At 45.6% G+C, this 17,551-nt stretch carries 17 protein-coding genes; 4 read left to right on the top strand and 13 right to left on the bottom strand.

Translation table 11 applies throughout. The features are described 5' to 3' along the window. Positions 1-9: 9 nt before the first annotated feature. Entirely contained in the window at positions 10-777 is a 768-nt protein-coding gene (gene dnaQ, locus AB4493_RS07225) for a DNA polymerase III subunit epsilon (protein ID WP_017060722.1), read from the bottom strand. A gap of 56 nt (positions 778-833) precedes the next feature. Between dnaQ and rnhA the strand changes: the two genes are divergently transcribed. Beyond that, entirely contained in the window at positions 834-1,298 is a 465-nt protein-coding gene (gene rnhA, locus AB4493_RS07220) for a ribonuclease HI (protein WP_017060723.1), read from the top strand. Positions 1,299-1,396: 98 nt separating this feature from the next. Here the strand turns inward: rnhA and AB4493_RS07215 are convergent, their stop codons facing one another. Then, positions 1,397-2,179 carry a class I SAM-dependent methyltransferase gene (locus AB4493_RS07215; RefSeq protein ID WP_017060724.1) on the bottom strand — a complete coding sequence of 261 codons (783 nt, stop codon included), beginning with the start codon at positions 2,177-2,179 and terminating at the stop codon, positions 1,397-1,399. A gap of 53 nt (positions 2,180-2,232) precedes the next feature. Here AB4493_RS07215 and gloB point away from each other — a divergent pair, with 53 nt between their 5' ends. From gloB to AB4493_RS07200, 3 genes are all read left to right on the top strand, one after another. After that, positions 2,233-2,991 (top strand): hydroxyacylglutathione hydrolase, encoded by a 759-nt coding sequence (gene gloB, locus AB4493_RS07210; protein WP_017060725.1) that lies wholly within the window; start codon positions 2,233-2,235, stop codon positions 2,989-2,991. 70 nt (positions 2,992-3,061) lie between these two features. Then, on the top strand, positions 3,062-4,636 hold the full coding sequence (locus AB4493_RS07205) for a LysM peptidoglycan-binding domain-containing protein (protein ID WP_017063374.1): 1,575 nt from the start codon (positions 3,062-3,064) through the stop codon (positions 4,634-4,636). Next, positions 4,633-5,319, top strand: coding sequence for a YIP1 family protein (locus tag AB4493_RS07200; RefSeq protein ID WP_017060727.1), 687 nt, complete (start codon positions 4,633-4,635; stop codon positions 5,317-5,319). The genes AB4493_RS07205 and AB4493_RS07200 overlap by 4 nt, the downstream gene beginning before the upstream one ends. Positions 5,320-5,418: 99 nt before the next feature. On the opposite strand, the gene AB4493_RS07195 is transcribed toward AB4493_RS07200, so the two are convergent. From AB4493_RS07195 to lpxD, 11 genes are all read right to left on the bottom strand, one after another. Beyond that, a complete protein-coding gene (locus AB4493_RS07195; RefSeq protein WP_372154728.1) occupies positions 5,419-6,261 on the bottom strand; it encodes an endonuclease/exonuclease/phosphatase family protein in 843 nt (280 codons plus the stop codon). 61 nt (positions 6,262-6,322) lie between these two features. Next, the gene (gene glnB / locus AB4493_RS07190) at positions 6,323-6,661 is read right to left on the bottom strand and encodes a nitrogen regulatory protein P-II (protein ID WP_017063373.1); all 339 of its coding nucleotides are present in this window, start codon (positions 6,659-6,661) and stop codon (positions 6,323-6,325) included. A 130-nt stretch (positions 6,662-6,791) separates the two neighbouring features. Further along, positions 6,792-7,115, bottom strand: coding sequence for a cytochrome c (locus AB4493_RS07185; protein ID WP_170791809.1), 324 nt, complete (start codon positions 7,113-7,115; stop codon positions 6,792-6,794). A 46-nt stretch (positions 7,116-7,161) separates the two neighbouring features. Next, a complete protein-coding gene (gene tilS, locus AB4493_RS07180) occupies positions 7,162-8,496 on the bottom strand; it encodes a tRNA lysidine(34) synthetase TilS (RefSeq protein ID WP_017060730.1) in 1,335 nt (444 codons plus the stop codon). Positions 8,497-8,621: 125 nt separating this feature from the next. After that, entirely contained in the window at positions 8,622-9,581 is a 960-nt protein-coding gene (accA, locus tag AB4493_RS07175; RefSeq protein ID WP_017060731.1) for an acetyl-CoA carboxylase carboxyl transferase subunit alpha, read from the bottom strand. Positions 9,582-9,626: 45 nt separating this feature from the next. Continuing rightward, positions 9,627-13,106: a DNA polymerase III subunit alpha gene (gene dnaE, locus AB4493_RS07170; RefSeq protein ID WP_017063372.1), complete on the bottom strand. Its 3,480-nt coding sequence runs from the start codon at positions 13,104-13,106 to the stop codon at positions 9,627-9,629. A gap of 96 nt (positions 13,107-13,202) precedes the next feature. Then, the gene (gene rnhB / locus AB4493_RS07165) at positions 13,203-13,823 is read right to left on the bottom strand and encodes a ribonuclease HII (RefSeq protein ID WP_372154727.1); all 621 of its coding nucleotides are present in this window, start codon (positions 13,821-13,823) and stop codon (positions 13,203-13,205) included. Positions 13,824-13,856: 33 nt separating this feature from the next. After that, on the bottom strand, positions 13,857-15,053 hold the full coding sequence (gene lpxB, locus AB4493_RS07160; protein ID WP_102320145.1) for a lipid-A-disaccharide synthase: 1,197 nt from the start codon (positions 15,051-15,053) through the stop codon (positions 13,857-13,859). A gap of 129 nt (positions 15,054-15,182) precedes the next feature. Next, positions 15,183-15,971, bottom strand: coding sequence for an acyl-ACP--UDP-N-acetylglucosamine O-acyltransferase (gene lpxA, locus AB4493_RS07155; protein ID WP_017069381.1), 789 nt, complete (start codon positions 15,969-15,971; stop codon positions 15,183-15,185). A 1-nt stretch (position 15,972) separates the two neighbouring features. Beyond that, on the bottom strand, positions 15,973-16,425 hold the full coding sequence (gene fabZ / locus AB4493_RS07150) for a 3-hydroxyacyl-ACP dehydratase FabZ (RefSeq protein ID WP_009847408.1): 453 nt from the start codon (positions 16,423-16,425) through the stop codon (positions 15,973-15,975). A 93-nt stretch (positions 16,426-16,518) separates the two neighbouring features. Further along, on the bottom strand, positions 16,519-17,550 hold the full coding sequence (gene lpxD / locus AB4493_RS07145) for a UDP-3-O-(3-hydroxymyristoyl)glucosamine N-acyltransferase (protein ID WP_372154726.1): 1,032 nt from the start codon (positions 17,548-17,550) through the stop codon (positions 16,519-16,521). Between the last annotated feature and the right edge of the window lies 1 nt (position 17,551).

Raw genomic sequence — 17,551 nt, 5'->3', positions numbered from 1 at the left:
ACTTTCTCCCTACTGACGCCAGAGGCAGCTTCCGCTTTTCTCGACGAGATCTAAACGACTTTGATGCGCTTCTACTTCATCGGCCGTAGCTCGTAAAACCTTTAGGGATTTTCGACCACTTTCTACTCTTCGTATGCTTTCGGCTTCACCTTCCTGTTGACCAGCGTTAAATTGCAGCGAAGTTTGACCACCCGTCATCAATAAGTAGACGTCGGCTAGGATCTCCGCATCGAGCAATGCGCCGTGGAGAGTGCGGTGCGAGTTATCGATACCGTAACGGTCACATAAGATATCTAGGTTGTTTCTTTTACCTGGGAATATCTTCTTCGCCATTGCCAAGGTATCGGTAACTTTACAGTAGTCATCCGTTTTACCTATCGCTGGGTTGAGCTTCTCAAACTCATAGTCCATGAAGCCCGTATCGAAGGGCGCGTTATGAGCCACCAGCTCCGCACCTTTGATAAAGTCGAGAAACTCTTTATGAATGTCTTGGTATTCAGGCTTATCAATCAAGAATTCATCGGTAATACCGTGAACGCCAATCGCCTCTTCTTGAATCGCACGATCGGGCTTGATGTAGACGTGGAAATGACGCCCGGTCAGCCTACGGTTGATGATCTCTACTGCACCAATTTCAACGATGCGGTGACCCATATAGTGAGGGCCACCTTCTGTATTCATACCGGTGGTTTCGGTATCGAGTACAACAATGCGCTTATTTTCGTTCGAACTGTTTTTTTCGTTCGTGCTTTGTTCTGGAGTGCTACTGGTATTCATAAGGATAACTGTGTCAGACTATGCCGATAATGTGCTTGAGGTAATAGTATCAAATCATGACGAAACAAGTTGAAATTTTCACTGATGGTTCTTGTTTAGGCAACCCTGGTCCCGGCGGCTATGGCATCGTACTTCGCTACAAAAAAGTCGAGAAGACGCTAGCAGAAGGTTTCACGCTAACAACCAATAACCGTATGGAAATGCTCGCCGCTGTCGTTGCTCTCCAAGCCCTCAAAGAACCTTGCTCTGTGATTCTGACCACAGATAGCCAATACGTGCGTCAAGGCATCACACAGTGGATTCATAACTGGAAAAAGCGTGACTGGAAAACAGCCGACAAGAAACCGGTTAAAAATGCCGATCTGTGGCAAAGGCTCGATAAAGAAACCGCTCGCCATAGCGTTGATTGGCGCTGGGTAAAAGGACACGCGGGACACAGAGAAAACGAAATGTGTGATGATTTAGCGCGAAATGCAGCGGAGAATCCGACTCTAGAAGATACGGGCTATCAACCAAGCTAATCGTCTTTTTAATTAGACGCACATTTCAGAAAGCGATTTATAATTTCTTAAACTAATTGACAATTTCTCAATCGAATTGATAGATGAAAAGCCGACAACTAATCGGCTTTTTCTGTTTTTAGCGGATATGACGCTTTGGCTGAATCCATTGTACGGCGCGTATTGGTTCTAAAACTTGCCCCAACAGGCGAGAAACGTCGCTTGAGGTGCCAATGTGGTTTGATGGGTTTTAGCGGGTAAGTACGCTTACGAGCAACAATAAAGTATTGGCTTCCGGCGAAGGATGCACAACCACCTAAGCTGTTCTCCAACCACGTCCACATCGCTTGATACTTACTCATCGGAAACAGCGCGTAGGTGTCACAATGAATTACTTCATAGTTAAGTACACCTAACCAGTCTTTAATTCGACTTGGCGTGTACATACGCCCACTCCAAGGCAAGCTGTTCTTTCGCCAAGGCATCAAACTGGCAAGCCCAGTGACACTGATTGGGTTGAAGCCCGTGATAATGATATAGCCATCGTCCATCATCACTCGATCGACTTCTCTCAATAAGCGATGCGGGTCATTGCTATAATCTAGCTGATGACTCAGTACTACAACATCAAAGCTTTTCTCCAAAAAGGGTAAATTATAGCCATCCGCTATCACATTATGTAATGGGTTCTGGATATCTAGGTTTACTTGATGTTGAATGTTGCATGTGCAGCTAGAAATCTCACTACTGAGGCCACCGAGCTTGAGCATATGGTAACCAAATAGCTTTGGGCACCACTCATCGAGTCGAGTTTGAATAGATTCTCTCAACCAGTCTCCATTGTGCAATTGCGCCCAAGTGTAAGGACGTTCAAACTTCTTTCTGCTACGTGCTGGCTTCATCAATAATCTGTCTCACTTATTCTGTCGCACTAATAGTGACTGGAGAACCAATAATGTTACATATCAAAAGCATACCTGCATTTAACGACAATTACATCTGGCTGATTCAAAATAGCGATCGCCGTTGTGCTGTCGTCGACCCTGGTGATGCGGCTCCAGTATTAGAGTACTTGGCACACCATGAGCTAACTTTAGATGCAATCTTGATTACACACCACCACCACGATCACATTGGTGGTGTTCCAGAACTCGTTAGACAATTTCCCGGCGTGGATGTTGTCGGTCCAAGGAATGAACCTATCCCTACCTTAACTCATCCGGTCGATGATGGTGATCAATTAGAACTGTTTGGCGAAGTATTCCTCGTCCTAGGGCTCAGTGGCCATACTGCGGGTCATATTGGTTATGTGGGCGATGCCAAACTGTTTTGTGGTGATGTGTTGTTCTCTGCGGGCTGTGGCCGAATCATGGAAGGCACACCACAACAGATGTTCGATGCACTGAATAAGATCACGGCTCTGCCTCAAGAAACCGAAGTTTATTGTGCACATGAGTACACTGCAGCCAATATCGCTTTCGCATTAGCCGTAGAACCTGATAACCAACATTTGCAGCAATATCGCGACCAAGTGAACCGACTTCGCGCTCAAAATAAGTCGACCATCCCCACAAATTTGAGACAAGAGAAGTTTGTGAACCCCTTCCTGCGCTATACCGAGCCAAGTGTAGTGAAATCAGTGTCTAATCGCACCGAGCAGACCGATCCTTTATCGGTATTCACCGCTTTACGTGCGTGGAAGAACGAATTTTAACAAATACAGACTTGTCACTCATAGGGGGTGGCAAGTATTATCATCGGCCGTTAATTAAAAAGGCTGTAACATGCGAGTTAAGTACAGCTGGGCTTTGGTATTACTACTTTCTGGTTGCCAATTAACTCAGTCAGAGAATCCAGACCAAGCTTCCGAGCAAACCAACACATCTCCTACTAAAGAAGTTTCTCAAGCGAACGTTTCATCAGAAGCAACAGCCAAAGAAGATCAAAAAGTTGAAGCGCCTGTCGTTACTCCACAAACACAAGAAGATGTTTGGAAACGCATTGCGATGCAACTTGAAATGGAAGTGCCAGACCAAAAGAAGGTCGACTACTACCGAACTTGGTATCTCAAGCACCCGAGTCATCTAAAAACAGTATCAAAGCGTGCTGAACCTTTCTTGTATCTGATCACGACTAAGATTGAAGAAAAAGGCTTACCACTAGAATTGGCACTACTACCCGTTGTAGAAAGCTCTTTCGATGCGTTTGCCTACTCTCATGGCAGTGCTGCTGGTCTATGGCAATTCATTTCAGGCACTGGCAAAGACTACGGGCTTGAACAGAACTTTTGGTATGACGGCCGCCGCGATGTTGCCGCCTCTACCGACGCCGCATTGGACTTCCTCTCAGATCTTAACCGACGTTTCGATGGCGACTGGAATCATGCGATTGCTGCCTATAACAGTGGTGGTGGTCGAGTAAACAGCGCAATCCGCAAGAACAAGAAGCTTGGCAAGCCAATCGACTTTTTCTCTTTGGACTTACCAAAAGAGACCAGCAGCTATGTACCTAAACTGCTTGCTCTAGCAGATGTCATTGCCAACCAAGAAAAGTATGGCATCGATATTCCGGCGATCCCGAATAAGCCAGTGCTGACTCTGGTTAACCCTGAAGAACAGCTTGATTTAGCCATTGCTGCGAACTACGCAGGCATTCCTGTCAAAGAACTTCAAGGTTACAACCCGGCTTACAACCAATGGGCAACGGCACCAGAGAAACACCAACAACTATTACTTCCTTTAGATTCAGTTGAGAAATTCAACAAAGAAGTCGCTGCCAATAAAGGCAAAGGCATGAAGTTGGTGCGTTACAAGGTTCAATCTGGTGACAGCATTAGCGTACTGGCAAGCAAATATAACACCACCAGCAAAGTGATCCGCTCTGCAAACGGTTTGAGCAACAACAATATTCGTATTGGCCAGCACTTACTTATCCCAACATCCACCAAAGACGACAAGACATACGCCCTAAGCGCCTCAAACCGCCTAGCAAGCACACAGTCGAAGAGTCGTGGTCAATATAAGCTCAGCCATACTGTAAGAAGTGGTGACAGCCTATGGACGATTGCACGCGCAAATAAGGTCTCTCATCAATCACTGGCTAAGTGGAATGGCATGGGACCACGCGACACGCTTAGAGTTGGTCAAGAACTGGTCATTTGGAAGAACGGCTCAGACGGCGCCATCATCCGTACGATCTTTTATAACGTAAGATCAGGTGACACAGTCAGCGGTATTGCATCAAAGTTCAAAGTAAAAAGTACAGATGTTGTAAAATGGAACACTTTGCAGAACAAAAAATACCTACAGCCAGGACAAAAACTGAAGCTGTATGTTGATGTAACTAAGGTAAGTGTATGAACCCGTCAAGTAACCCACTCGTCATGCTGTTGGATATATTCCGTTCGCCAACAGCTTGTTTCTTAGCGCTTTATCAACGAAGTGCTTGGGGATGGCAACCCTACGTCGTATTAATGCTCAGCCCATTTTTGTTTTGGGGTGCTTATTTTTCGAATGTAGATTTTGCATGGTTAAGTGCAGAGCTCTCGCAGCAACTGGCTCAAACGAACCCTGACCAATTGGCGTTACTTGACAGCAATACCTTACTCGCAAGTGAAATCATCAGCGACGTATTTGGCCGAACATTAACCATCGTTCTATTGGCATTCTGGTTTAACCTAGCAACCAAGCCAAGCCAACATCAGCACAGCTTTTGGCGATGGTTTGCAGCGGCATCGGTTGTTATATTCCCAGCTGTTTTAGGTGATGTAGCAAGCTACGCAAGCCTGATACTCAAGCATGGACATGTGATGAACTACGCTGCCGACTTGAACAGCTTAAATGGCTTGATCAAGTTACCGCTAACTAATGATTGGTCACAGTTTGCTAGCTCATTACCACTGCTTCTGCCATGGTACATCGTGCTAGGTTATGCTGCGGTATTAACGTGGACTGAGTTTGAACGCGGGCAAGCGCTTGTGATTTCAGGCTTACCATGGGTTGGCTACTACCTAATCTGGGCGCTCTACATTTTAATCTTTTAAGTAGAAGAGATAAGGCTAGCGAAGACTCTCTAGCCTATTGTTCCGTTAGATTTCCCAAGGTAACCACCGTGCGAATGGTTAAGTTCCAATGACTAATCACTATTTAGCCTTAAAGGTCACTCGCATAGGGTTATGATCAGAAGCGTCCGTAATGGGCGCTTTTGCTTTTTCTACCTCTAGCCCTCGATAGAACACATGGTCGAGCACCAGTCCTGTAATGAACTGAGTTCTGTTATCTGGCTCAAAGGCAACTTCCGTCAAACCAACCTTCTCCAACGCATCTTTCAATATAGCAAAGCGAGCTTCACTCCAGCTATTAAAGTCCCCAGCAAAAATAACCGGCCCACGATACTTTTGCAGATTGTCAGTTAAGCTCTTGAGCTGAGCCTCGTAATCTTCCGTACCAAAGGTAAAGTTCACAGCGTGGATATTAATCACAGCCAGCTCTTCGCCATTGTTTAGTTGGTAACGCGACCAAAGCGCCGATTTAGGCAGTTGAAGCCAAGGTTCTTCATGAGTATAAGCACACGCTTCAATCGGTAAATGGGTTGCTAGGTTGAGTACCCCAGCACTTTGCTCAAAGGCCTCAAACGCATTAACACGTGTGCTTCCCCACTGTCCGCTCATTACCCATTGGCGAAGTCCTTCTGTCATACTAGCTTCTTGCAGCAAGACTAAATCGCTACCTGCCGACAGCTTATTTAACTCACTCTGCCAATTATTTCGGTTTTGCTTGTAGATATTCCACACCGTAATGTCTAAGCCATCAGACACATCAATCGCTTTCGGTGCAGAGTTTTGGTAGCAACTGTAGATGTCGTTACTGGTACTTTGAGAGGAAATGATCAGGTTGGGTTTATTCGGGATCACGAAGATAAAATGAAAACTAACGACAGCAAGCGTTATCAATAACGTGATAACAATGATGGTTTTCTTAAACATACAGCACCCTACCAGAGATGAAAAAGGAGCGATAAACGCTCCTTTTAGGGTAATAGTTTTTTTATACGGCGTCTTCGTCTTCTTCGCCAGTACGAATACGTACCACACGTTCAACTTCAGTAATGAAGATCTTACCGTCACCAATTTTACCTGTTTGAGCCGTCTCAATGATGGTATCAACACATTGGTCAGCCACTTCGTCGGTCACAACGATTTCTAGTTTCACTTTAGGTAAAAAGTCGACCATGTACTCTGCGCCACGGTATAGCTCAGTATGACCTTTTTGACGTCCAAAGCCTTTAACTTCAGATACTGTCATACCCGTAATACCCACTTCTGCAAGTGCTTCACGTACATCATCAAGTTTGAATGGCTTGATAATGGCTTCAATCTTTTTCATGTTCATCCCTTAAACTGTGCGAATGGCTCATTATCGGTTAGCTATAGTAAACATTCAATGAAAAAAGCCAGAGCTTTAAAGCTCTGGCTCGAAATTTATCATCTTGTTTAATCAGCGCTTTGAGAAGGTTTTACTTAAGGCTTGCGTAGTAAGCGGCTAGATTCGCGATGTCTTCATCACTCAGCATTGAAGCTTGAGCCTGCATTACAGCGGCCAAACCGCCGGTGCGCTGGCCATTCTTATAGGCCTTAATTGATGAAGCGATGTATTGCTCGTTTTGACCTTTAAGGTTTGGATAGCCAGGGATCACTGCGATACCGTCTGCACCATGACATGCCGCACAGATTGCTGCTTTAGCTTGACCCGCAGCAACATCAGCCGCCAGAGCGTTACCACTCAATAGTCCAAATCCAAGAACTAATCCTAGTGTAATTTTCTTCATTGCATATTCCATTAATTATTTTTATTAAAGTGACGGTGAATTGTGACATAAACTTTTTCTACTTGCTCCAAAGCGCTTCACAATCTTGACCTTCGTAGTTTTTATCTACGAATAAGCCTAAAACAGCGATCACTCGATCGCCATCCATTAATATCGGCGTTCTGCGTCTTAACCAACTGGGTACTTGGTACTCTTGAAACAACTTCTTAAGCTTCCTGCTATGACCGCGCCCAACAGGGTGTGCTGACAATCCCTCAGGGTTAAATATCACTCGCAGTGTTCCTCTCGTTGTGTTGAGACTAAAATGTTGCGCATCACAGTGGTTAGATACACCATCACTCGCCGCTGAAGTTAAGTGTAGTTCCCCTAAACCGTCAGGCAAAACTAAGCTCTCTTCCATCGAGATATCACTTTGCCAGTTCGACAAGTCTTTGGTCTCTTTTACGACATGGAGCTGATGATTAAAACGTCTAACCTCAACCTCATTCAACACCAGCTTAGGGTTGGCGTCTGCCTGAGCACATGCCACCTCATCCCATATAAGTTTGAGCTGCTTTTGGCTCGGCATCGGTTGATTACAGCGGCTCAGCCACATTCTTAATAAGCGTGCACGCAGTAAATCAGAGTACTGAGATAATACCTCAATACTTAAGCTGTGCTTCTCAGTCAAAGCTTGTTGTAAGTGAGATTCTAACAACTCATCCAACAGTAACTCTTGCTCTGCACATAGCTGAGCACTACGACTGACCGATTCTCGAAAACTAGGCCAACGCTCGGTCAGTGTCGGAGTGACTTGATGACGAATAAAATTACGGTCAAAGCGAACGTCTTGATTACTCTCATCTTCTACCCAAGTTAAAGCCATATCGCGCGCCGCCACTTCAATATCCGTTCTCGTCACCGACAGCAGTGGGCGAACGATATGAGCACCTGAAAATGGCATCACTTTCGCCATTGAAGAGAGCCCTTTCGGACCACTGCCACGCTTAAGAGCTAACAAGAAGGTCTCGACTTGGTCATCGATGTGCTGGCCTGTCACTAACACATCACCTTGTCTAATATGCTTTTTAAGGGCTTGGTATCGCGCGTCTCGAGCCAGCTTTTCAACGCTTTCTCCACGGCTAATATCTAGCGAGACTCGTTCAATGAACAAGGATACCGACAAAGCATCACACCATGTTTTGCACTGCTCTGCCCAATAATCAGCATTGTTGCTTAAGCCGTGGTGAACATGTACCGCACAGCAATCGATGTGATGGGACTTAGCGAATTGGGCAGCCAACTCCAACAACACTCGTGAATCGACACCACCACTGAAAGCGACGATCAACCGACAAGGCTTAAGCGCGCTTTGATCAAGTACAGATGTGAAGGTATCAATTAAGTGTGTCATGAGGCTAATAAACCAAGAGATCGTGTGTTAAGGGATAATGTTTTAATAATAAAAAAGGGTTGGCACTGAGTCCAACCCTTTCATCATTTGTTCGTATAGCCTAGCCTTATCGCTAAGGCAAGTTATCAGCAGTAGCCGTAGCTCATTAGACGCTGGTAACGACGCTCAAGCAGCGTTTCGTTATCAAACTGCTCTAGCTCTTCTAGCTGTTTAACTAACATGTCTTTCATGTTTTGAGCGGTTTGTGCAGGGTCGCGGTGCGCGCCACCTAGAGGCTCAGGAATGATTTCGTCGATAAGCTCAAGCTCTTTAAGACGAGGAGCAATCAGGCCCATCGCTTCAGCTGCTTGTGGTGCTTTATCTGAATCGCGCCATAAGATTGAAGCACAACCTTCTGGAGAGATTACTGAGTACGTAGAGTACTGAAGCATGTTCACGTAGTCACCAACACCAATCGCTAGTGCACCACCAGAACCGCCTTCACCCACAACGTTACAGATAACAGGAACTGAAAGGCCAGCCATCACTTTTAGGTTTTTAGCGATAGCTTCAGATTGACCACGCTCTTCAGCACCAACACCTGGGTATGCGCCCGCTGTGTCGATGAAAGTAATAATAGGCATGTTGAAACGCTCAGCAGTTTCCATTAGACGTAGCGCCTTACGGTAACCTTCTGGCTTTGGCATACCAAAGTTACGGATCACTTTCTCTTTAGTCTCACGACCTTTCTGGTGACCAATAACCATAACAGGACGGCCATTTAGACGAGCCATACCACCCACAATAGCTTTGTCGTCAGCGTAAGCGCGATCGCCCGCCATCTCTTCAAACTCTGTGAATGCATGCTCCAGGTAATCTTTGGTGTAAGGACGTTGAGGGTGACGAGCAAGTTGAGCTACCTGCCATGCACCTAAGTCACTAAAGATTTTCTGTTTAAGCTCTAAGCTTTTTTTCTCTAGTTGTTCGATTTCTTTGTCTAGATCTACCGCTGTGTCACCACCGTGACGCGAAACGTCACGTAGCGCTTCGATTTTTGCTTCAAGTTCAGCGATAGGCTTTTCAAATTCTAGAAAGTTCAGGCTCATCTATGAATCCTTGTTGATTCAGCTCCGCATTCGCGAAGCTAAATTTTAGTTAAATTCGAGTTCTACTTGGCTATTTCCAAGCAGCTGTTTTAATTCGTCTAGTAATGTATCACTTGGCGTCACGCGCCATTCTGTGCCCAATGTTAACCGCGCTCTAGCGTCGGCACGCTGGTAGTATACATTGACTGGGACCGTTCCGGCTCTATAAGGTTCTAAGATTTGACTAAAGCGTTCAAAAAATTGACCGTTAATTTGGGATTGGTCGATAGATATCGACACCCCACGAGCATATTTCTCACGGGCGCTTCCTAAGTCCATGACCTCGCGCGCGGACATTTTAAGCCCGCCATTGAAATCATCAAAGCTGACCTGTCCGGAAACGACCACAATTTTGTCTTTTTCGAGCAATTCTGCGTAGCGATCGAGCGCATCCGAGAACAACATCACTTCCATTCGGCCCGAACGGTCATCAAGTGTCATCAAACCAATTCGCGTGCCGCGCTTCGTCGTCATCACTCTCGCAGCAATCACCAAGCCTGCAATTGTTAGTGATTGGTCACGACGCGTTGGCGTGGCATCTTTCAAACGACAGCTAGTGTATTTCGCTAACTCTTTGATGTAAGCGTTAACCGGGTGACCCGTTAAATACAAACCAAGCGTTTCACGTTCACCTTCAAGCCAAACCTTCTCAGGCCATTTAGGCACTTGGGTATACTTGTGTTCAACCTCTTCCGGAGCGTCGGTCAACACGCCAAACATATCAGATTGACCAAAAGACTCGGCATGGTGATGTTGACTCGCCGCCTTCACCGCATCTTTCAAAGATGCCATCATTGCCGCTCGGTGAGGACCTAATCTATCTAAGGCTCCGGATAGAATCAACTTTTCGATAACACGTTTGTTGACCTTCTTCAGATCAAGGCGTGCACAGAAGTCGAATAAGTCTTTAAAGTAACCGCCTTTATTTCGCGCTTCAATGATCGCTTCAATAGGGCCTTCACCGACCCCTTTGATCGCACCGATGCCATAAACAATCGCGCCATCTTCATCCACGTTAAAGCGGTACAGACCCGAGTTGATATCTGGTGGTAAAAGCTTGAGCTTCATACGGAAACATTCATCAACAAGGCCAATAACCTTCTCGGTGTTATCCATATCTGCCGTCATTACCGCAGCCATAAATTCCGCTGGGTAGTGCGTTTTCAGCCATAGCGTTTGATAAGAAACCAGTGCATATGCTGCGGAGTGAGATTTGTTAAAGCCGTAGCCCGCAAATTTCTCTACCAAGTCAAAGATCTTCATGGCCAGCTCGCCATCAACACCATTGGCTTCAGCACCCTCTTTAAAGGTACCACGCTGCTTTGCCATCTCTTCTGGCTTTTTCTTACCCATCGCACGACGCAACATATCCGCTCCACCAAGCGTATAGCCAGCAAGGATCTGTGCGATTTGCATTACCTGCTCTTGATACAGGATGATGCCGTACGTAGGTTCTAGCGTCTCTTTCAGCGATTCGTGTTGCCACGTTTCATCAGGGTAAGAAACCGCTTCACGGCCGTGTTTACGGTCGATAAAGTTATCTACCATGCCTGATTGCAGAGGACCCGGACGGAACAGGGCTACCAATGCGATAATATCTTCAAAACAGTCGGGCTGTAGACGTTTGATCAGGTCTTTCATACCACGCGATTCCAGCTGGAATACCGCGGTGGTTTCAGAATTTTGTAATAGGTTAAATGACGCTTGGTCATCAAGAGGAATCGACTCGATACGAACCGGCTCTTTGCCTTCTTTCTTCAGGCGAGGGTTTACAAGGCCTAACGCCCAATCGATGATGGTCAGAGTACGTAGACCCAAGAAGTCGAACTTAACCAAACCGGCGGTTTCAACGTCATTCTTATCGAATTGCGTTACTGGGAAGTTACCTTCTGCATCGGCATAGATTGGCGCAAAATCGGTGATCGTGGTGGGTGAGATAACAACACCGCCCGCGTGCTTACCGGCATTTCGCGTACAACCTTCAAGGATGCGACACTTATCGATCAGCTCACGAACTTCTTCATCGCCATCGTAAAGCTCTGGCAATGCAGGTTCAGCAAGGAATGCTTTCTCTAGCGTCATACCCGGATCTGGCGGTACAAGCTTTGAAATTCGATCGACGAAACCAAACGGGTGACCCAGTACACGGCCTACATCGCGGATTACCGCTTTTGCCGCCATGGTACCAAAGGTGATGATCTGAGAAACGGCATCACGACCGTACATTTCAGCCACGTGATCAATAACTTGGTCACGCTTATCCATACAGAAGTCGATATCGAAATCGGGCATGGATACACGTTCTGGGTTCAAGAAACGTTCGAAAAGTAGATCGTATTCAAGTGGATCGAGATCGGTGATATCCAAGGCGTAAGCGACTAGAGAGCCGGCACCAGAACCACGGCCAGGACCTACTGGCACATCGTTGTCTTTTGACCACTGGATGAACTCCATTACGATCAAGAAGTAACCTGGGAAACCCATGTTGTTAACAACTTCGAGCTCAATCTTGAGTCGCTCATCGTATTCCGGTCTGCGCTCAGCACGCACTTTTTCATCTGGGAATAGGAACGCTAGACGTCGCTCAAGGCCTTCTTCAGATTTCTTGATCAAGAAGTCTTCAATCGCCAAACCTTCCGTTGGGAAGTTAGGCAGGAAGTACTCGCCCAGACGAACCGTTACATTACAACGCTTAGCAATCTCAACACTGTTCTCAAGTGCTTCAGGGATATCGGAGAACAACTCGCACATCTCTTCTTCGCTACGAAGATACTGTTGCGCGCTGTAATTTTTAGGACGACGAGGATCGACCATAGTGAAACCATCATGAATTGCCACGCGGATTTCATGGGCATCAAACAGGTCTTCAGTTAGGAATACTACTTCGTTGGTTGCAACAACAGGCAAGTCTTCCTGCTCAGCCAGTTCCAACGCAAAGTGCAGGTAAGACTCTTCATCCGGACGTCCGGTACGAATCAGCTCAAGGTAAAAACGATCAGGGAAGTATGTTTTGTAAAACTTGACATTGCTTGCAACCAGTTCACGGTTACCTTTCAGTAACGCTTTACCGATCTCACCTTCCTTCGCACCCGATAGAATGATCAGGCCTTCTGCATTCTCAATTAGCCACTCTTTATCAATAACAGGCTGATGCTGAACATGACCACGAAGGTAGGCTTTTGAGATGAGTAACGTTAGGTTGTTATAACCTTTATTGTCCGTTGCGATAACGGTGAGCTTGGTCAACTCGTCACCGAATTCCGGAGACTGCATCAAGAAGTCAGCACCAATAATAGGTTTAACCCCACACCCATGGGCAGTACCGTAAAACTTCACCAAACCACACAGGTTGGTAAAGTCGGTCAATGCTAGAGCAGGCATACCCATTTCAGCGACTTTTTTAACTAATGGTGGCACCTTGGATAGGCCATCCACCATCGAAAAGTCACTGTGTACGCGTAGGTGAACAAATTTTGGATCTGACATTATTTTTCCTGAGTTCTAGGTTTGAGCCTAGGATTACAACTGTGTGTATTCTATTTTTTTCTAATACAAGTTAGCAACTTTATTCGATGCTAAGCTCTAGTCTATGCCAAGAATACGTTTTACTGGCTTAAAGTTCTTTCGGTAATGCTCGGTTACACCATGTTTTTCAATCGCTTCGAAATGCGCTTTGGTCGGGTAACCTTTATGCTTAGCAAAACCAAACTCTGGATGCAGTTTGTCGAGTTCTTCCATCTCTTGGTCGCGAACCACTTTAGCGATAATAGACGCCGCACTGATCTCTGCTACTCGTAAATCGCCCTTTACAATAGCCAGACCGTCCATTGGAAGTTGAGGAACACGGTTACCATCGATCAGTGCCATGTCAGGCTGAACGCTCAACCCAGCGATAGCGCGCTGCATGGCGACCATGGTTGCCTGCAGGATGTTCAACTCATCAATTTCTTGTGGTGAACAACGACCAACCGACCACGCCAATGCTTTCTCTTTAATTTCAGGAAGCAGAGCAAGGCGCTTTTTCTCAGACAGTTTTTTTGAATCGTTTAAGCCTTCGATTGGGTTGTTTGGATCGAGGATAACCGCAGCAGTCACCACGTCGCCAACCAAAGGGCCACGTCCTACTTCATCCACGCCAGCAAACAGCTGGTAGCCTTGCGGGTATTCAAATGGAGGAAGCTCTTTTTTCTCTTTTACTGCCATAACTAATCTCTTAATATTCTGTAAGTAAGCGCTTTATGCTTCAACAAAAGGTCGGTCAATCAATTTCAATACTGCGTTAGCGGCTTGTTTGTCTGCGTCTTTACGGATCCAGTGATGCATCTCGGTAAAGCGTTCGATCAAGGCACTGTTATCGGCTGATAGCATTTTATCGACAGACGGGAACAAAAAGTCTGGGTGGCACTCTTCAAGAATATGCTCTTTCACGATCTCTTCACCAGCCAAAATATTCGGCAGTGACACAAACTCAGTGATCGCCAATTTCTTAACAATGTAACCCGTCAGCTTATTTACTTTGTAACCAACCACCATAGGGCGTTTAAGCAACATACATTCAAGAGCCACGGTACCTGAAGCCAAGAGCACAGAATCAGCGGCGGTAATCACGTTGGTTGCCGTATCTTCGACTAACGTGAATTCAAGCTCAGGTGCGGTCGATTGCCAGATTTCAGTAAACTGCTTTTTACGCTGTTCGTTAACGAGCGCAACAACAAAATTGATATCCGGATACTTCTGCTTGATACGTTGGCAAGTTTCGATAAATGGTTGAGCAATCAAACCCATCTCACCACCACGACTACCCGGCAATACAGCTAACCATTGCTTGTCTTGATCTAAGCCTAACAGCTCACGTGCATCTTGTTTGCTTGGTTCTAAAGGAATAGCATCAGCTAACGTGTGACCAACAAATTCACAGGCAACGTTGTATTTATCATAAAACGCTTTCTCAAATGGCAGGAAGGCCAAAACCAAGTCGGTTGCTTTGTCGATTTTAAAGATACGTTTAGGACGCCAAGCCCACACGGAAGGGCTCACGTAATGAACCGTTTTAATGCCGGCGTTCTTAAGATCGAGTTCAAGTCTTAGGTTGAAGTCAGGCGCATCGATACCCACAAACACATCTGGCGGGTTTTGAGTGAAATACTTTACCAGCTCTGCTTTCACTTTTAATAAGCGAGGTAAACGGCCAAGTACTTCAACTAAGCCCATGACAGCCAGCTCTTCCATCTCGAAAAGAGACTCACAACCAAGCGCCTTCATTTTTGGTCCGCCAATACCCACGAATTCAGCGTTCGGGTACTGCGATTTGATTGCTTTGATAAAACCTTCGCCAAGCGTGTCACCAGAGAGTTCTCCGACAACGATACCTACGCGCAGTGGTTCAATCGAAACAAAGTCCGTGCTGTTGGTTGCTGTTTCTTGCTGTGCCATAGTTTTCCAATTCCCTTCTTGCCTAAAACAAAAAAGATCGCCTAATGATTAGCGATCTTTTTGTTATACCAATCTGATTAAGTAATTATTGTCATACTTACGCGGATTGGTACATAACCACATCGAGTATTAACGAATAATACCGCGCTCAGAGTTCTCTAGCATTTCAAGCATAGGAACTACCGAAGTAAACTCTTTTGCCATTTCCACTAAAGCCGCTTTCGCTTCTTCAAGTGTTTTACCTGAACGGTATAGCTCTTTGTACGCTTTCTGTAGTGCACGAATTTCAGGTTTCTCAAATCCGTTACGCTTCAAGCCTACTAGGTTAAGGCCGAATGGAGCCGCGTGGTTACCCTGTGCAAGCACGTACGGCAGTACATCTTGAACAACTGCAGAACAGCCACCGATGTATGCGTAAGCACCAATTGAGCAGAATGGGTGAATCGCAGAAAGTGCCATAACACCAGCGTAGTCGCCAACCGTTACATGACCGCCAAGAATAGCGTTGTTACCAATGTGAGTGTGGTTACCAACAATAACATCGTGCGCTACGTGAGCATTAACACAAAGTAAGTTGTCATCACCAATCACTGTGGTTGCTTTGTCTTGAACCGTACCACGATGGATTTGAACCGCTTCACGAATTACGTTGCGATCACCGATCACAACTGTTGTGTCTTCGCCGCCGTATTTCTTATCTTGGTTTTCTTCACCGATAACAGCGTGTGGGAAGATACGGTTTTCTTTACCAATGGTTGTGTGACCTTTGATCACAACGTGCGACATCACTTCAGTGTCGTCACCAATTGTCACGTTACCAGCAATGTAAGTGAAAGGCCCAACCGTCACGTTAGCACCGATAGTTACATCACCTTCGATTACTGCTGCCGGGTGAATTTTCGCTGTTTCATGAATCATATTAAAACTCTCTACGAGCACATTTAAGTTCAGCTGAACATACAACTACGCCGTCAACCTTAGCAACACCATTAAACGATGCGATGCCACGACGTTCTTTTAAGAATTCAACTTCGATAACCAGTTGGTCACCAGGTACTACTGGCTTACGGAATTTTGCTTTATCAACACTTGCAAAGTAGTAAAGCTCGTTGCCAGAAGGCGCACCAAAAGATTTAAATGCTAGAAGGCCTGTTGCTTGTGCCATTGCTTCTAAGATCAACACGCCTGGGAATACAGGAAGTTGTGGGAAGTGGCCTGTGAACTGAGGTTCGTTAACAGAGACATTCTTAATCGCAGTCAGTGTTTTTTCTTTTTCAAAGCTAGTCACACGATCAACCATTAAGAATGGGTAGCGATGAGGTAATAGTTCCTGAATTTCAGTAATGTTCATCGTTGTCTGTTCAGTAGTCAAAGTCGTATTCCTATATATATTCTTTATTTAATTAGAAGGATTATAAACGAAAAAGACTCGCTGTACGCGAGCCTTTTATTAGAAATGCTGGAATTATGATTCCGCGCTCTTCTCGATAAGTTTTTCAACAGTTTTCAAACGCTTGTTCATTTCATCAATTCGATGAACACGCGTTGCTGTTTTACGCCAATCTTTATTTGGCTGTAAAGGAATACCTGAAGAGTACATGCCTTTCTCAGTGATGCTGCGCATTACCATCCCCATACCGGTGATTGTAACGCCATCAACGATTTCAATGTGACCATTAATCACACTGCCGCCACCAATAATACAGTACTTACCTATCGTCGTGCTGCCTGCGATGATAGTACCACCCGCAAGAGCAGAACCATATCCGATGTGAACATTGTGAGCAATTTGAAGTTGGTTATCTAAGATAACGTTATCTTCAATGATTGTGTCATCTAATGCACCACGGTCAATGGTAGTACACGCGCCGATTTCTACGCGGTTACCAATGCGAACAGAACCCACTTGCGGGATCTTAACCCACTCACCTTTCTCGTTCGCATAGCCAAAGCCATCAGAGCCGATAACCGTGCTTGATTGAATCAAACATGCTTCGCCAATCACAACTTCATGGTAAACACTTACGTTAGCCCATAGCTTAGTGCCAGAGCCAACTTTCGCGTTTTTACCAATAAAGCAACCAGCACCGATGATCACATCATCACCAAGTACCACACCAGACTCAATCACAGCATTTGCACCAATAGACACATTTTGTCCAATGGTCGCATCACTTGCAATCGAAGCTGAATCAGCAATAGCCGCAGCGGGTGCTGGAGTAGTATCAAGCGCTTGAGCAACTTTAGCAAAAGCAACGTAAGGGTCATTAACCACAATCACGTTCGTCTTACAAAGTTCACGCTCACTCTCTTTAACCATAATAGCGGATGCTTTACAGTCACCTAGGTGCTTGCTGTACTTTACGTTAGAAAGGAACGTAATGTTACCTTCTTGCGCTTTATCCATAGGAGCGACTGCTGAAACGGTAATAGTACCATCTCCGTGTAGCTCTCCCCCGGTAATCGTTGCCAATTCGGCTAAAGTTAGATTCTTCATA

Origin of the sequence: Vibrio sp. 10N.222.55.A1 (genome assembly GCF_041473835.1) — a bacterium.
Classification (GTDB): Bacteria; Pseudomonadota; Gammaproteobacteria; order Enterobacterales; family Vibrionaceae; genus Vibrio; species Vibrio crassostreae_C.
Note: the sequence above shows the minus strand (reverse complement) of the source record. Positions and strands in the feature narration are given on the sequence as shown.

Excerpts from the sequence above, each read along its gene's own strand:
- glnB (WP_017063373.1), bottom strand. The coding sequence starts at position 6,661 with ATGAAAAAGATTGAAGCCATTATCAAGCCATTCAAACTTGATGATGTA.
- gloB (WP_017060725.1), top strand. The coding sequence starts at position 2,233 with ATGTTACATATCAAAAGCATACCTGCATTTAACGACAATTACATCTGG.
- lpxD (WP_372154726.1), bottom strand. The coding sequence starts at position 17,550 with ATGAAGAATCTAACTTTAGCCGAATTGGCAACGATTACCGGGGGAGAG.
- accA (WP_017060731.1), bottom strand. The coding sequence starts at position 9,581 with ATGAGCCTGAACTTTCTAGAATTTGAAAAGCCTATCGCTGAACTTGAA.
- AB4493_RS07200 (WP_017060727.1), top strand. The coding sequence starts at position 4,633 with ATGAACCCGTCAAGTAACCCACTCGTCATGCTGTTGGATATATTCCGT.
- AB4493_RS07185 (WP_170791809.1), bottom strand. The coding sequence starts at position 7,115 with ATGGAATATGCAATGAAGAAAATTACACTAGGATTAGTTCTTGGATTT.
- AB4493_RS07215 (WP_017060724.1), bottom strand. The coding sequence starts at position 2,179 with ATGAAGCCAGCACGTAGCAGAAAGAAGTTTGAACGTCCTTACACTTGG.
- rnhB (WP_372154727.1), bottom strand. The coding sequence starts at position 13,823 with ATGGCAGTAAAAGAGAAAAAAGAGCTTCCTCCATTTGAATACCCGCAA.
- dnaE (WP_017063372.1), bottom strand. The coding sequence starts at position 13,106 with ATGTCAGATCCAAAATTTGTTCACCTACGCGTACACAGTGACTTTTCG.
- rnhA (WP_017060723.1), top strand. The coding sequence starts at position 834 with ATGACGAAACAAGTTGAAATTTTCACTGATGGTTCTTGTTTAGGCAAC.
- AB4493_RS07195 (WP_372154728.1), bottom strand. The coding sequence starts at position 6,261 with ATGTTTAAGAAAACCATCATTGTTATCACGTTATTGATAACGCTTGCT.
- tilS (WP_017060730.1), bottom strand. The coding sequence starts at position 8,496 with ATGACACACTTAATTGATACCTTCACATCTGTACTTGATCAAAGCGCG.
- AB4493_RS07205 (WP_017063374.1), top strand. The coding sequence starts at position 3,062 with ATGCGAGTTAAGTACAGCTGGGCTTTGGTATTACTACTTTCTGGTTGC.
- dnaQ (WP_017060722.1), bottom strand. The coding sequence starts at position 777 with ATGAATACCAGTAGCACTCCAGAACAAAGCACGAACGAAAAAAACAGT.
- lpxB (WP_102320145.1), bottom strand. The coding sequence starts at position 15,053 with ATGGCACAGCAAGAAACAGCAACCAACAGCACGGACTTTGTTTCGATT.
- lpxA (WP_017069381.1), bottom strand. The coding sequence starts at position 15,971 with ATGATTCATGAAACAGCGAAAATTCACCCGGCAGCAGTAATCGAAGGT.